This window comes from Comamonas koreensis (genome assembly GCF_014076495.1).
Lineage (GTDB): Bacteria > Pseudomonadota > Gammaproteobacteria > Burkholderiales > Burkholderiaceae_C > Comamonas > Comamonas squillarum.
This window is the reverse complement of record NZ_CP043575.1, coordinates 897687-910523: the sequence shown is the minus strand read 5'-3', so window position 1 is coordinate 910523 and position 12837 is coordinate 897687. Positions and strand designations below refer to the sequence as shown.

Here is a 12837-nt window from a genome sequence, read left to right as displayed (position 1 = left end):
ATGCGCATGTGCGCACACGTACACATGCAGGCGCCCGCGCACATGCGCGTAAAGCGTGCATTGTAAGAGCGTGCTCAGAGAGCCAGCAACCCACAGTGTTGGCAGACCCCAGTTTGATGAGAGTGAACCCATGTCCAAGACCCTGGTCATTGCAGAAAAGCCGTCCGTTGCACAAGACATTGTTCGTGCACTGACGCCGGTGGCAGGCCAATTTGCCAAACACGACGACTACTTTGAAGCCGAGACCTTCATCGTGACGAGCGCGGTGGGTCACCTTGTGGAGATCCAGGCCCCCGAAGAATTCGATGTCAAACGCGGTAAGTGGAGCTTTGCCCATCTGCCGGTGATCCCGCCCTACTTTGAATTGAAGCCGGTCGACAAGACCAAGACGCGCCTGAACGCCGTCGTCAAGCTGGCCAAGCGCAAGGATGTCACCGCGCTGATCAACGCCTGTGACGCGGGCCGCGAAGGTGAGCTGATCTTCCGCCTGATCGAGCAATACGCCGGTGGCGCCAAGGGCGGCCTGGGCAAGCCGATCCAGCGCCTGTGGCTGCAGTCGATGACGCCCCAAGCCATCCGTGACGGCTTTAACAAGCTGCGCTCCGATAACCAGATGCTGGGCCTGGCCGATGCCGCCCGCAGCCGCTCCGAAGCCGACTGGCTGGTGGGCATCAACGGCACGCGGGCGATGACCGCGTTCAACTCGCGCGATGGCGGTTTCTTCCTGACCACCGTGGGCCGTGTGCAGACCCCCACCCTGTCGCTGGTCGTCGAGCGCGAGGAAAAGATCCGCAAGTTCGTCAGCCGCAACTACTGGGAAATCCACGGTGAGTTCAACGCCCAGGCGGGCGCCTACCCGGGCAAGTGGTTCAACCCGGCCTGGAAGAAGAGCGACGACGCCGAGGCGCGCGCCGACCGCGTCTGGAGCCAGCAGGAGGCGCAGGCGATTGCCGAGGCCGTGCGCGGCAAGCCCGCCACCGTGACCGAAGAGTCCAAGCCCACCACCCAGGCCTCACCGCTGCTGTTTGACCTGACCAGCCTGCAGCGCGAGGCCAACAGCAAGTTCGGCTTCTCGGCCAAGACCACCTTGGCGCTGGCCCAGGCGCTGTACGAACGCCACAAGGCACTGACCTACCCGCGTACCGATTCGCGCGCGCTGCCCGAGGACTACCTGCCCGTCGCGCGCCAGACCTTCGAGATGCTGGCCCACAGCAATATGCAGCAGCTCGCGCCGTTTGCGCAGCAGGCCATTGGCGCCAACTACATCCGCGCCAACAAGCGCATTTTTGACAACAGCAAGGTCTCGGACCACTTTGCCATCATCCCGACCACGCAGGCGCCTGGCGCCTTGAGCGAGGCCGAGCACAAGCTCTACACACTGGTGGTGCGCCGCTTCATGGCAGTGTTCTTCCCCAGCGCCGAGCACCAGGTCACCACGCGCGTCAGTCAAATTGACGACCACCACTTCAAGACCGAAGGCAAGGTGCTGGTCAAGCCCGGTTGGCTGGCCATCTACGGCAAGGAAGCGGCCCACGAAGTGGAAGACGCCAAGGAAGGCGACAAGGGCCAAAACCTGGTGCCGGTGCAGCCCGGCGAGAAGCCCACGGCCGACCCGGTCGAGCCCAAGGGCCTCAAGACCAAGCCACCTGCCCGCTACTCGGAAGCGACCCTGCTGGGCGCGATGGAGAGCGCCGGCAAGCAGATCGACGACGACGAGCTGCGCGAAGCCATGCAGGAAAAAGGCCTGGGCACGCCTGCGACGCGCGCAGCCATCATCGAAGGCCTGCTGACCGAAAAATACATGCTGCGCGAAGGCCGCGAGCTGATCCCCACGGCCAAGGCCTTCCAGCTGATGACCTTGCTGCGCGGGCTGCAGGTCGAAGAGCTCTCGCGCGCCGACCTGACCGGTGAGTGGGAGTACAAGCTGGCCCAAATGGAAAAAGGCCAGCTCTCGCGCGAAGCCTTCATGGCCGAGATCCAGGCCATGACCGAGCGCCTGGTGAAAAAGGCCAAGGAATACGACCGCGACACCATCCCCGGCGACTACGCCACCCTGTCCGCGCCCTGCCCCAACTGTGGTGGCGTGGTCAAGGAAAACTACCGCCGCTATGCCTGCACGGGCGTGGGAGGCAACGGCGAAGGCTGCGGCTTCTCGTTCACCAAATCGCCTGCCGGCCGCACCTTCGAGACCGCCGAGGCCGACCAGCTGCTGCGCGATCGCAAGATCGGCCCACTCGATGGCTTCCGCTCCAAGGCCGGCTGGCCCTTTGCCGCCGAAGTGGCCATCGTGCGCGACGAGGACAACAACAACTACAAGTTCGAGTTCCTGTTCGAGGACAACAAGTCAGACGAGGAATCGGGCGAGCTGGTGGACTTTGGCAGCCAGAACACCCTGGGCGCCTGCCCCAAGTGCGGCGCGCCCGTGTTCGAGCATGGCGCCAACTATGTCTGCAGCAAGGCCGTACCCACGGCCCAGCAACCCACGCCCAGCTGCGACTTCAAGAGCGGCCAGATCATCTTGCAGCAGCCCATCGAGCGCGACCAGATGGCCAAGCTGCTGGCCACCGGCAAGACCGACCTGCTCGACAAGTTCGTCTCCAACCGCACGCGACGCAGCTTCAAGGCCTTCCTGGCCTGGGACAAGGAAGCCGGCAAGGTGAACTTCGAGTTCGAGCCGCGCGACAGCAAGTTCCCGCCGCGCAAGGGCGCAGCCGCCAAGACCGCAACCAAGACGGCCAGCAAGACCGCTGCCAAAGCGACCAAGACGGCGGCCAAAACCGCCACCAAGACCGCTACCAAGACCGCCTCCAAGACGGCCACCAAATCCGCCGCCAAAACGCCGCGCAAGGTTGCCGCCACGCTGACCCCGAGCCCGGCGCTCGCCGCCGTGATTGGCAGCGAGGCCACCTCGCGCCCCGAAGTCATCAAAAAGCTCTGGGACTACATCAAGGCCAACGGCCTGCAGGACGCCAAGGACAAACGCGCGATCAATGCCGACGCCAAACTGCAGCCGCTGTTTGGCAAGGACCAGATCAGCATGTTCGAGATCGCCGGCATTGTTGGCAAGCATGTGAGCTGAGCGCAGGGATGCAGCACCACCGCGCAGCCCACCGTGCCTGCCCGCAGCGCTGAGCATGGCCAAGGGTGAGCCGCTGCAGCTGCTGGCCCTGGCTGCAGGGATCTATCTGCTGCTGGAGGCCAGCTTTCATGGCATGGCCTGGCTGCTCGCGCGCATCATTGACCGCGAGGCGCGGCGCCGAGGCCAGCTGACCGAGCCCAGCCGGGCGCACTGGCAGGCCATCTTCTACCGCTTGTTTGCGGTATTGGCGGTGCTGATGCTGAGCCATTGGTTCAGCCTGGGCTTGAACGGACCGCATACGCCGCGCTGGCAGCAGTGGCTGCTGGGCGCCGTCATCATCGCCACCGTGCTGTCGGTGGTGATGCTCAGCGATGCCGCCATCATCCAGAAGCTCAAGAAGGACAGCCAGCCGCATTTCAGCAATATGCAGGAGATGGGGCTGCTCTACATCCTGCGCCACCTGCCCGCGCACCGGCCCTGGTATTTCAGCGCGGCCTACCTGCCACTGGCCCGCCGGATTAATGGGGGTATCAGCCTGCTGGCGTTTTTGCTGCTGTACCTCGATTTGCGCGTTTACCAAGGGGGCTGATACAGTGCCAGCCATGTCCCCATGCCTGTGCCCCTCACCATGTACCTGCGCCCTGCCTACCGCCGGCTGATCTGGCTGGCCCTGGTGGTGGCCTGCGCTGCCGCCGTGTATGCATGGCGTGGCCCGGCGCTCAGCGGCGATGCCGAGCAGGCCGCCGCCACGCTGTGGCGCAAAGCCTCATCACCGCCTCCGCCCAGCGCCGAGGAGCAGCAGCGCAGCCAGGCACGGCGCGCCGATCCTGCGGCGGGCACCGGCCCGGCGCGGCCCGCTGCCGTGCCGCGCAAATGCCAGTTGAACGGCCAGACCATCTACACCGATGGCCCCTGCCCGGCAGGCAGCCTCGAGCAGATCGTGCCGGAAAACCTGTCTGTCATTGCGCGCTGAGCACCCCTTGCCAATACCGCAGTGCGCTACCCACAGCCACCATCTGCGCGATACTGCCTGCGCCATGCACACCGGAGCTGCATGGCATCGATCAAGGACAGGCGTGCAATCAGCGGACAGGCAATGGTTTGACGAGGCGTACTACCAGCGCTTTTATTTCGACAAGAAAACCAGCGTGGTGGACACCGCGCATGCCGCGCGCCTGGGTGCCTTTGTCTGCAGCTACCTGCAATACGTGCGCGTGCCGGTCCAGCGTGTGCTGGATGTGGGCTGCGGCATCGGCCTGTGGCGCGATGCGATTGCGCAGCACTTTCCGCAGGCCAGCTACCACGGGGTCGAGTACAGCGAGTACCTGTGCCAGCGCTACGGCTGGGAGCAAGGCTCGGTCGTGGACTATGCGCCGGCCGATGGCCAGCCGTTTGACCTGGTGATCTGCCAAGGCGTGCTGCCCTACCTGAGCCCGGCCGATCTGAAGCTGGCGCTGGCCAATCTGGGCCGGCTGAGCAAAGGTGCGCTCTATGTCGAAGCCGTTGCGCGCGAAGACTATGAGCGCGACATCATCGACGACGAGCTGACCGACCCGCGCCTCTACCGCCACCGCGCCGAGCTCTACCGCCGTGGCCTGGCCCAGGGTTTTACCGAGCTGGGCGGTGGTGTGTGGCTGAGCCGGCGCGCCGATGTGCCGCTGTTTGCGCTCGAAGCGTTGCAGAACTGAGCGGCGCCAAGGGCAGCGCTAAACCCGCTGCGCTGCTCGGTTGGGCGGGGCGAGGACAATAGCGCCCGTGTCATCCCTGCCCTCTTCCCCCCTTGCCAGCGAGGCCGCCACGACGAGCGCGTCCACCACCGCTGGTGCCCTTGTCCCCCATGCCGTCTCGCGCCTGCGCGCCGAGCGGCTGCAGCGCAGCACCCGCCCTTTTCTGGCCCGAGGCGGCCCCAAGGGGGAGCGCTGCGAGGGATGCCGGCTGCGCCCCAGCCACTGCCTTTGCGCGCTGCGCCCCACGCAGCCCACCACGGCGGGCATATGCCTGCTGATGCACGATGCCGAGCCGCTCAAGCCCAGCAACACCGGCTGGCTAATCGCCGATGTGGTGGCCGAGACCTGGGCCTTTGGCTGGTCGCGCACGGAGATGGATGCGGGCTTGGAGGCGCTGCTAGCCGATCCCCAATGGCAGCCCTATGTGGTCTTTCCCCAGGAGTTTGTGCATGAGCCCGGCCGCGCCGTGCAGCAGCTGCCGCCACCATCACTCGGTGCAGCTCGCAGGCCGCTGTTTATCCTGCTCGATGCCACCTGGCCCGAGGCGCGCAAGATGTTCCGCAAGAGCCCTTACCTGGACCGATTTCCGGTGCTCAGCCTGCACCCCGAGCAGATCTCGCGCTACCAGCTGCGGCGCTCGCGCCGCGATGACCATTTCTGCACTGCCGAGGTCGCTGCCCTCTGCCTCGATCTCGCCGGCGACCTGCGCGCCGCGCAGACCCTGGAAACCTACCTGGACATCTACACCCACCACTACCTGCAGGCCAAGCACCAGCTGCCGCCCGAATGGCACAGCGCCGCGCACCAGCAGCTCCAGCGGCTGCAAAACCCTCTGTGACAGCGCTGTCACTGTCGTGTCTACATAGCTAATCTGGTTGCTATGGCAGCCACTACCCCGCGTCAACCCTGACAGGGTTTACCAAGAAACCCTTGGGCACACCACAACGCCAGATTTGCCAGAATTCTCCTACGCACGGGCTTCTCCAACGAAAGCACCGTGTAGCAAGCCCTTCTGGGACGATTGCGCATTCGCCAAAACATTAGATCGTTTTTCAGAACAATCTATTCCGATTTAGGCTATTTATCGGAGGCGCGCCACTGCATACACTAACTACATCGATCAACGAGAACCACACAAGGTGCACTGCACCACCCGTTGAGCGAACCAGCCCCTCATGGTGAGTCGCTGGAGTTCTCCAGGAGTTAAAAATGAACGCACGTATTTTCTCGATCGCCGGTGTAGCTGCTCTGATGTTGGGTGCCGGTGTTGCCCAGGCCCATCCCTTTGAAGGCGACCAGTCGATTGCTCCCCCAGTGGCTGCCACCAGCGCCGTGAGCCGCGCTGAGGTGCAAGCGCAATTTGTCGAAGCCCAGAAGAACGGCACCCTGTTGTTCAAGGGCGATCAGCTGCAAGCCAATGCCTTTGAAAAGGGCAGCAGCAACCTCTCCCGCGCCGATGTGGTGAAAGCCGCCCACGACGCCCGCGTTGCCGGCACCTTGCCTGAAGGCGAAAGCTTCGGCGAATAAGCCCAGGCATGAACGCTGAGAGTGGGCAACAGTCCGCTCTCGCAGCCCCCAAATTTCGAATCAACCTATTTTTGGACGCCGCCGCTCTCACAGCGCAAATCAGCGATTTGCCAGCAGCGCGGGTCCGTGGAGAGAAACCATGTTTGCACGCAATATGTCCGCTTTGATGATGGCCGCTGGCCTGGTGTTTGCCGGTGCTGCCAGCGCAGCCACCACCGCCCCCGTGGGCAATGGCTCGGACTACCCTGCCTACCCAGCAGCACACAGCACCCTGACCCGCGCCGACGTGCAGGCCCAGGTGAGCGAAGCCCAGCGCAATGGCGCCATGGCCGTGATCGGTGACCGCATCAACACCTTCGGTGCTGAAAGCAGCACCTCCAGCCTCAGCCGCGCCCAAGTGCAGCAGCAGGCCCATGAAGCCTTAGTCGCCGGCACCCTGCCTGAAGGCGAATCCTTCGGCGAATAAGCGAAGAAAACCGCTCTGCAAGGCAGACGCTGGCAGAGCGGTCAGATTTCAGGCCTTCGCCATTGGGCGGGTCTGGAGAGAAATTACAGCGGATATGCCCGCCACACAAAAAAAACGCATCTAGTGCGTAGCCCGGCCAGACCTTGTCCCATTGCGTCTGGGCCGTGCTCTTGGTAGCCACTGCCGGTTCGCCGGCAGTGGTCTTTTTACGCCTCGCGCCGCGACCACAACCCTTGATACGTCGTTGCCTGGCCGGCTGCTCCTCACCTTGTCGTACTACCGTACTGTCTGCGGCTCGGCGCCTAGTCGGGGACGCCTAGTCGGAGACGCCTAGTCGGGGACGCCTAGTCGGGGACGCCTAGCTTCAACCGCAAACCTCCGGTTTGCTGGGCTGTGCTCACAGCTCTTAATCCAATGCAAAACCGGTTTCGGTGATCTGCAGCTGGCCGTTCTCGCCCTTCTGCAACCAGCCTTGCTCGCAGGCATAGTCCATGGCAGGTTGCTGCTCTGCGGCGCTGACGCCATGGCGCTCCAGCACATGGCTCAAAGATTCCGCATCCAAACCATCGCCCGCGCGCAGCAGCTCCTCGTTGACCATCAGGTAGAGCAGGTGCTTGGCATTCTTGCGTGTTGCTTCTGTATCGGTCATCCGTCTTTTCCTCCATCGGCATAAAAAAACCGCAACTCGGTTGCGGTTCGGGTGTGGTGGCCCTTATTGGGCCTTTTTCATCCAATCGGACAGCTCATCGGCGTGCTCTTGCTCCTGCTCCAGAATCTGCTCGATCAGGCGGCGCGTGGTGTGGTCCTTGTCACCGATCAGATCAACCATCTGCGTATAGGCCTCGATGGCGACGCGCTCGGCCACCAGGTTGGAGCGGATCATCGAGTGCAGGTCCATGTCGTCGTTGTAGTCGGCATGGCTGCGGGCCGTCAGACTGTCGGGGTTGAAGTCGGGCTCGCCGCCCAGCTGCACGATGCGGGTCGCAATACGGTCGGCATGGGCCTGCTCTTCTTGCGCATGTACCAAGAACTCTTCTGCAATGGCCGGCGATTCCAGGCCCGTCGCGGTGAAATGGTGGCGCTTGTAGCGCAGGATGCAGACCAGCTCGGTGGCCAGCGAATCGTTGAGCAGACGGATGATGTCCTCACGGTATGGAGAGTCATCGGGCAGCACAGCGCCTTCTTCCAGGCTCTTCTTGGCGGCGTCGAGACGCTTGGTATCAAGCGCCAGCGGGGTGCGGGATTTATCTGGCATCGTGGCTTCCTTTTTTGTGGGAGGTTGTTTTGTAAACAGTACCCCTCCAAGGTAAACCCGCCGCAGCCCCGCGTCTGTGAGACAAGGGCTACTGTGCTTGCGCTAAAAGTTCAGAATCCCGCCCCGGGCTGGGCCAGATAGTGCAGCTCTTCGGCGGTGCTGCGGCGGCCCAAGATCGCATTGCGGTGCGGAAAACGCCCAAAGCGGGTGATGACGGCCTGGTGGCGCAGCGCGTAATCCCAGGTGCCTTGCAGATAGGTCTGCAGCTCGGCGGGCTCGGGGTGGCTGTCACGCAGCTGGGCAAACAGGTCCACACTGCGCTGCTGCAAGGCCGCATCCTCGGCATGCTCCAGCGGCAGATAGACAAATACCCGCACCACTGCCGGCAGCGCCTGGTCCTGGCCGCTGTCGCACAGGCCGAGCGCCAGCTGCAATGCCAGCGGGTCGCCAGCAAAGGATTCGGGCGTGCCCCGGTAGATATTGCGTGTGAACTGGTCGAGCACGATGATGCGGGCCAGCGTATCCCAGACGCCCTCTGTCCAGCCAGGCAAATCACCCTTGAGCGCCGCCTGCACCGTCACGCCAAAATGCGTACGGATGCGCGCATCGAATGCATCGGACTTGCTGAACCATTGCTGCTTGTGCTGCAAGGCCTCGCTGTTGCTGGGGCGAGCGCTACCCAACCAGAATTGCAGTACCTCGTCGGCAGAGGCGATGGGTGCGGGTGCGGGTGCGGAAGCTGAGGTCATGGCGAAGCCTGTATCAATCAAAGACCGTTTTTTACCATGCAGCAGCAGCCTGCAGAAACAACAAAGCCGGGCAAGGCCCGGCTTTGTTCTGGGTGACCGCCGCTTATGCGGTGCGCGAGCCGGCAGGCTGCTGCACTGGCTTGCTGCTGGAGCGGTCACGCAGACCCAGCGCCCAGCGCTCGATGGTGTAGAAGGACAGCGCGGCAAACGCGGCCGAGATCGGCAGGCCCAGGATCACCACCCACTGCCAGTCGGTGTGGGCGCGCAGCAGGCGCACAACAGGGTAGTGCCAGAGGTAGATGCCGTAGGACATCTTGCCCACCCAGACCAGGGCCGGCAGGCTCAGCATGTCGAACAGCACACCCTTTTGCTTGCTCACGGCAACGATGATGGCAGCGGCCACCAGTTCCACCAGCGCAAAGCCCCAGAGCAGCGCACCGGCGTCGTCCCACCCGTAGCCAATCACGGCAAAGGGCAGCACCGGCAGCAGCCACAGCAGGTATTTTTGGCGTGCATGCAGCGCATCCATCCACTCGGGGCGGTGCACGGCCACAGCGGCCAGCGCGCTGCCCAGCAGCATGCCGGTGGCGCGGGTGTCAAAGCGGAAGAAGATTTCGTAGAAGTGCTGGCCCTGGACCACCCAGTAGGCGCGCCAGACAAACATCAGCGCCACCAGCAGCAGCACCGGGCGCCACAGCTGCTTGCGCGCGGTATGCGCCAGCAGCAGCACCAAGAGCGGCGGCCAGACCAGGTAGAAGTGCTCTTCCACCGACAGCGACCACATGTGCAGCAAGGTGTCCGGGCTGTCAAAAAAGGCGATGCCGTAGTCGGCCAGGTACAGCGCAGAGACCACCACGTCCTGGTTCACATCATCGAGACCGGGCCAGATCAGCGGCGCAAACAGCCAGTAGGCGGCCAGAAACAGCAGCAAGGCCGGGCCCAGGCGCAAAAAGCGGCGCTTGTAAAAGCGCCAGAAGTCAAGCCGGCCCGATTGCTGGTGTTCTTTCAGCAGCAGCGACGTGATCAAAAACCCGCTGAGCACAAAGAACAGGTCCACGCCAAAAAACGCGCCATCAAACATCGGCGCATGGGCGTGTGACAGGAACACCAGGACGATTGCCACTGCGCGCATACCATCGAGCGCAGGGTTGTATTTCATACGGAATCCAGACAAAACCAAAGATCTCCATCTAACCGCAACAAGGCCTCAGCCGTTGTTGCGCTCCCAGACTTGGTGTCATTTGTTGCGCTGTTTTGGTGCAGGCCCGGAGGCTGGCCAACCAGCGCTTGCTGGGAATTAAACATCAGTGCTTAACGCGCCAAGTGGCACGAAAGCTGACCCATCGGGCTTTGTGGTCCCCGCATGGCCGCTGGTCTCCAGGGCATGCAGGGAATACCAACCATGCGCCAGAGCGCGACGATTGAGAACCCGAGCCTATCGATTTAGTTCCGGCGTGGATGCTTTATTTTGTGACCAATGCACCGCAAATGCGTCCATCTTGCAGTCACCTTGCAGCGCTGCGCCTGGTGGCCCAGCACGCCCGCTCCTCGCCGTCCATCCCCTCTGCCTTGCCTGGCCCGCTGGGTCTGCGCCCGGGGCCCCTGCCTGCTTCGCACGCTGTGCCAAGCCTGCATGGCGATGATCGCCTGCGGGCCCGCAAGCGCTGTGTAGGAAAAAACGAAAGGCACCCGTCAGCACCCGGGCGCGAATTGTGCCAGCTAGCGATGCCCTGCTGTCGTAAAAAGCGGGATGCAACTGACAAAAAATAACATTGCAAATCAGGATGCCGGAGGCCCTGGGACCAGAAACAGCGCACCTGCTGCCAGGGTGACAGCTTGCGTGCTAACCCCCATGCAAGCGCGCGCCGCTTTGCGTACGCTCGGGCTACGCTTTTTCTTTTGCCATGACCACCTCTGCCCCCTCCCCCCTGCCCCAGATCGAGCACTACGCGCAATGGCTCAGCCAGCAGCATGGCCTGCACTTTGACGACTACGAGGCCATGCATGCCTGGTCGGTGGCGCATCTGGCCGATTTCTGGCTCAGCATCTGGGACTACTACCAGCTTGAATCTCCTACGCCGATCACCGAGGTGCTGAGCGACGATGCCATGCCCGATGCGCGCTGGTTCAGCGGCGCCCAGGTCAGCCTGGCGCGCCAGCTGCTGCGCCACACGGCAGCGGCCCAGCAGGCCGGGGTGCCAGCGATCGTCAGCGACAACGAACTCGGCCAGGTGCGCGAGATGGCCTGGCCCGAGCTGCAGCGCCAGGTGGCCTCGGTTGCGGTGGCGCTGCGCAGCCTGGGCATTGGCCGGGGCGACCGCGTGGCCGCCTATATGCCCAATATCCCCGAGACGGTGGTCGCGATGCTGGCCTGCGTCAGCCTCGGCGCGGTCTGGAGCGTCTGCGCCCCCGACATGGGCGTGGCTGCCGTGGTGGACCGCTTCAAGCAGATCGAGCCCAAGGCCTTGATCGCCGTCGATGGCGTCTACTACGGCGGCAAGCCGCTGGACCGCAGTGCCGTGGTGCAGGCACTGCTGGCCGAGCTGCCCACCGTGCAGCACTGCCTCATTGTGCAAAGCCCCTATGCCGCCGCGCCGGTAGGCAGCCACAGCTGGGCTTGGGCCACCACCGGCCAGGACGCGCAGGCCGTCGCGGCGTTCGAGCCCGAATGGCTGCCGTTTGACCACCCGATCTGGATCGTCTACTCCAGCGGCACCACCGGCCTGCCCAAGCCCATCGTGCATGGCACTGGCGGCATCCTGCTGGCCTTGCATGTGGCGGGGTTGCACAACGACCTGGGCGCCAGCTACAGCGACAGCCATGCGGGCGAGCGCTTTCTCTGGTACAGCTCCACCGGCTGGGTGATGTGGAACATCCAGGTCAGCGGCCTGCTGTTTGGCACCACGATCACCATCTTCGACGGCCACCCGGCCGGCAGCAGCAGCCAGCCCGACTGGGGCGTGCTGTGGCGCTTTGCCGCGCGCCACCACACCACCATCTTTGGCGCGGGGGCCGCTTATTTCAGCAACTGCATGAAGGCCGGCCTCGACGTGGGTGCCATCGCTGGCCTGCAGCAGGTGCGCACCTTGGGCAGCACCGGCTCGCCGCTGGCACCCGAGGTGCAGCGCTGGGGCAGCGCCCAGCTGCAGGCAGCCGGTGCCGGTGAGGTGTTCTGGTGCAATATCTCCGGCGGTACCGATTTTTGTGGCGCCTTCATCGGCGGCAACCGCAGCCTGCCCCAGGCGCCCGGCCGCATGCAATGCCGCTGGCTGGGCCATGCGGTGGAGGCATGGAACGAACAAGGCCAGGCCGTGCGCGACGAGGTCGGCGAGCTGGTCTGCACCCGGCCTATCCCTTCGATGCCGCTGTACTTCTGGAACGACCCGGGCAAGCAGCGCTACCTGGACAGTTATTTCGACCACTGGCCCGGCATCTGGCGCCATGGCGACTGGATCCAGATCAACAGTGACGGCAGCTGCGTGATCTATGGCCGCAGCGACGCCACCATCAACCGCCAGGGCCTGCGCATGGGCACCAGCGAGATCTACAACGCCATCGAGGCGTTGCCCGAGGTGCAGGATTCGATGGTCATCGACCTGGAGTACCTGGGCCGCAACAGCTATATGCCGCTGTTTGTCGTGCTGCGCGAGGGCCTGGTGCTGGACGCCGCCATCCAGGGCCGCATCGAGCAGGCGATACGCACTGCGCTGTCGCCCCGCTTTATCCCCGACACCATCGCGCAGGTGGCCGAGGTGCCGCGCACCTTGACCGGCAAAAAGCTGGAGCTGCCGATCAAAAAGCTGCTGCTGGGCCAGCCTGCGGACAAGGTGCTGAACCCGCAGACCATGGCCAACCCCGGCTGCCTGCCCTGGTTCGAGGCCTTTGCCGCCCAGCATCTGGCGCGGCTCAGCCAGCCAGCCGCTGGCTGAAAGCCCTGCGCTGCAGCGATGGACGGACGGTGCGATAATGGAAAGCTATCGAGACGCTCCGGCTGGGACCCCCAGCCTCGGCGCCTGAGCCCCAGGGCCCGTGCC

Annotated in this window: 12 protein-coding genes; 8 read left to right on the top strand and 4 right to left on the bottom strand. The window is 64.0% G+C overall.

Going from position 1 to position 12837, the window contains the following annotated elements; all coding sequences use genetic code 11:
• Window positions 1-130: 130 nt before the first annotated feature.
• The 7 genes from F0Q04_RS04165 (at window position 131) to F0Q04_RS04135 (ending at window position 6799) form a co-directional block, all read left to right on the top strand.
• Entirely contained in the window at window positions 131-3079 is a 2949-nt protein-coding gene (locus F0Q04_RS04165) for a DNA topoisomerase III (RefSeq protein WP_182344606.1), read from the top strand.
• Between the two features lie 55 nt (window positions 3080-3134).
• Window positions 3135-3668 (top strand): hypothetical protein, encoded by a 534-nt coding sequence (locus tag F0Q04_RS04160; protein ID WP_182344604.1) that lies wholly within the window; start codon window positions 3135-3137, stop codon window positions 3666-3668.
• A 21-nt stretch (window positions 3669-3689) separates the two neighbouring features.
• Window positions 3690-4052, top strand: a complete 363-nt coding sequence (locus F0Q04_RS04155; RefSeq protein ID WP_182344602.1) for a DUF4124 domain-containing protein — start codon at window positions 3690-3692, stop codon at window positions 4050-4052.
• A 103-nt stretch (window positions 4053-4155) separates the two neighbouring features.
• Complete coding sequence (locus F0Q04_RS04150) at window positions 4156-4767, top strand: class I SAM-dependent methyltransferase (RefSeq protein WP_182344599.1); 612 nt, start codon at window positions 4156-4158, stop codon at window positions 4765-4767.
• 76 nt (window positions 4768-4843) lie between these two features.
• Entirely contained in the window at window positions 4844-5644 is an 801-nt protein-coding gene (locus tag F0Q04_RS04145) for a tRNA-uridine aminocarboxypropyltransferase (RefSeq protein ID WP_409935210.1), read from the top strand.
• Window positions 5645-6015: 371 nt separating this feature from the next.
• Window positions 6016-6333 (top strand): DUF4148 domain-containing protein, encoded by a 318-nt coding sequence (locus F0Q04_RS04140; RefSeq protein ID WP_116926037.1) that lies wholly within the window; start codon window positions 6016-6018, stop codon window positions 6331-6333.
• A 139-nt stretch (window positions 6334-6472) separates the two neighbouring features.
• Window positions 6473-6799 carry a DUF4148 domain-containing protein gene (locus F0Q04_RS04135; protein ID WP_116926036.1) on the top strand — a complete coding sequence of 109 codons (327 nt, stop codon included), beginning with the start codon at window positions 6473-6475 and terminating at the stop codon, window positions 6797-6799.
• Window positions 6800-7205: 406 nt separating this feature from the next.
• On the opposite strand, the gene F0Q04_RS04130 is transcribed toward F0Q04_RS04135, so the two are convergent.
• The 4 genes from F0Q04_RS04130 to F0Q04_RS04115 form a co-directional block, all read right to left on the bottom strand.
• Window positions 7206-7448 (bottom strand): hypothetical protein, encoded by a 243-nt coding sequence (locus F0Q04_RS04130; RefSeq protein ID WP_116926035.1) that lies wholly within the window; start codon window positions 7446-7448, stop codon window positions 7206-7208.
• A gap of 63 nt (window positions 7449-7511) precedes the next feature.
• Window positions 7512-8054, bottom strand: a complete 543-nt coding sequence (locus F0Q04_RS04125; RefSeq protein WP_116926034.1) for a ferritin-like domain-containing protein — start codon at window positions 8052-8054, stop codon at window positions 7512-7514.
• A 110-nt stretch (window positions 8055-8164) separates the two neighbouring features.
• Window positions 8165-8803 (bottom strand): DUF924 family protein, encoded by a 639-nt coding sequence (locus F0Q04_RS04120; protein WP_182344597.1) that lies wholly within the window; start codon window positions 8801-8803, stop codon window positions 8165-8167.
• 103 nt (window positions 8804-8906) lie between these two features.
• Window positions 8907-9962 carry an acyltransferase family protein gene (locus F0Q04_RS04115; protein WP_116926033.1) on the bottom strand — a complete coding sequence of 352 codons (1056 nt, stop codon included), beginning with the start codon at window positions 9960-9962 and terminating at the stop codon, window positions 8907-8909.
• A gap of 745 nt (window positions 9963-10707) precedes the next feature.
• Between F0Q04_RS04115 and F0Q04_RS04110 the strand changes: the two genes are divergently transcribed.
• Entirely contained in the window at window positions 10708-12732 is a 2025-nt protein-coding gene (locus tag F0Q04_RS04110; RefSeq protein WP_182344595.1) for an acetoacetate--CoA ligase, read from the top strand.
• The last annotated feature ends 105 nt before the right edge of the window (window positions 12733-12837 follow it).

Bases quoted from the DNA above. Each gene is read 5' to 3' on its own strand.
- F0Q04_RS04160 (WP_182344604.1), top strand. From the start codon at position 3,135: ATGGCCAAGGGTGAGCCGCTGCAGCTGCTGGCCCTGGCTGCAGGGATC.
- F0Q04_RS04140 (WP_116926037.1), top strand. From the start codon at position 6,016: ATGAACGCACGTATTTTCTCGATCGCCGGTGTAGCTGCTCTGATGTTG.
- F0Q04_RS04110 (WP_182344595.1), top strand. From the start codon at position 10,708: ATGACCACCTCTGCCCCCTCCCCCCTGCCCCAGATCGAGCACTACGCG.
- F0Q04_RS04115 (WP_116926033.1), bottom strand. From the start codon at position 9,962: ATGAAATACAACCCTGCGCTCGATGGTATGCGCGCAGTGGCAATCGTC.
- F0Q04_RS04165 (WP_182344606.1), top strand. From the start codon at position 131: ATGTCCAAGACCCTGGTCATTGCAGAAAAGCCGTCCGTTGCACAAGAC.
- F0Q04_RS04135 (WP_116926036.1), top strand. From the start codon at position 6,473: ATGTTTGCACGCAATATGTCCGCTTTGATGATGGCCGCTGGCCTGGTG.
- F0Q04_RS04155 (WP_182344602.1), top strand. From the start codon at position 3,690: ATGCCTGTGCCCCTCACCATGTACCTGCGCCCTGCCTACCGCCGGCTG.
- F0Q04_RS04130 (WP_116926035.1), bottom strand. From the start codon at position 7,448: ATGACCGATACAGAAGCAACACGCAAGAATGCCAAGCACCTGCTCTAC.
- F0Q04_RS04125 (WP_116926034.1), bottom strand. From the start codon at position 8,054: ATGCCAGATAAATCCCGCACCCCGCTGGCGCTTGATACCAAGCGTCTC.
- F0Q04_RS04120 (WP_182344597.1), bottom strand. From the start codon at position 8,803: ATGACCTCAGCTTCCGCACCCGCACCCGCACCCATCGCCTCTGCCGAC.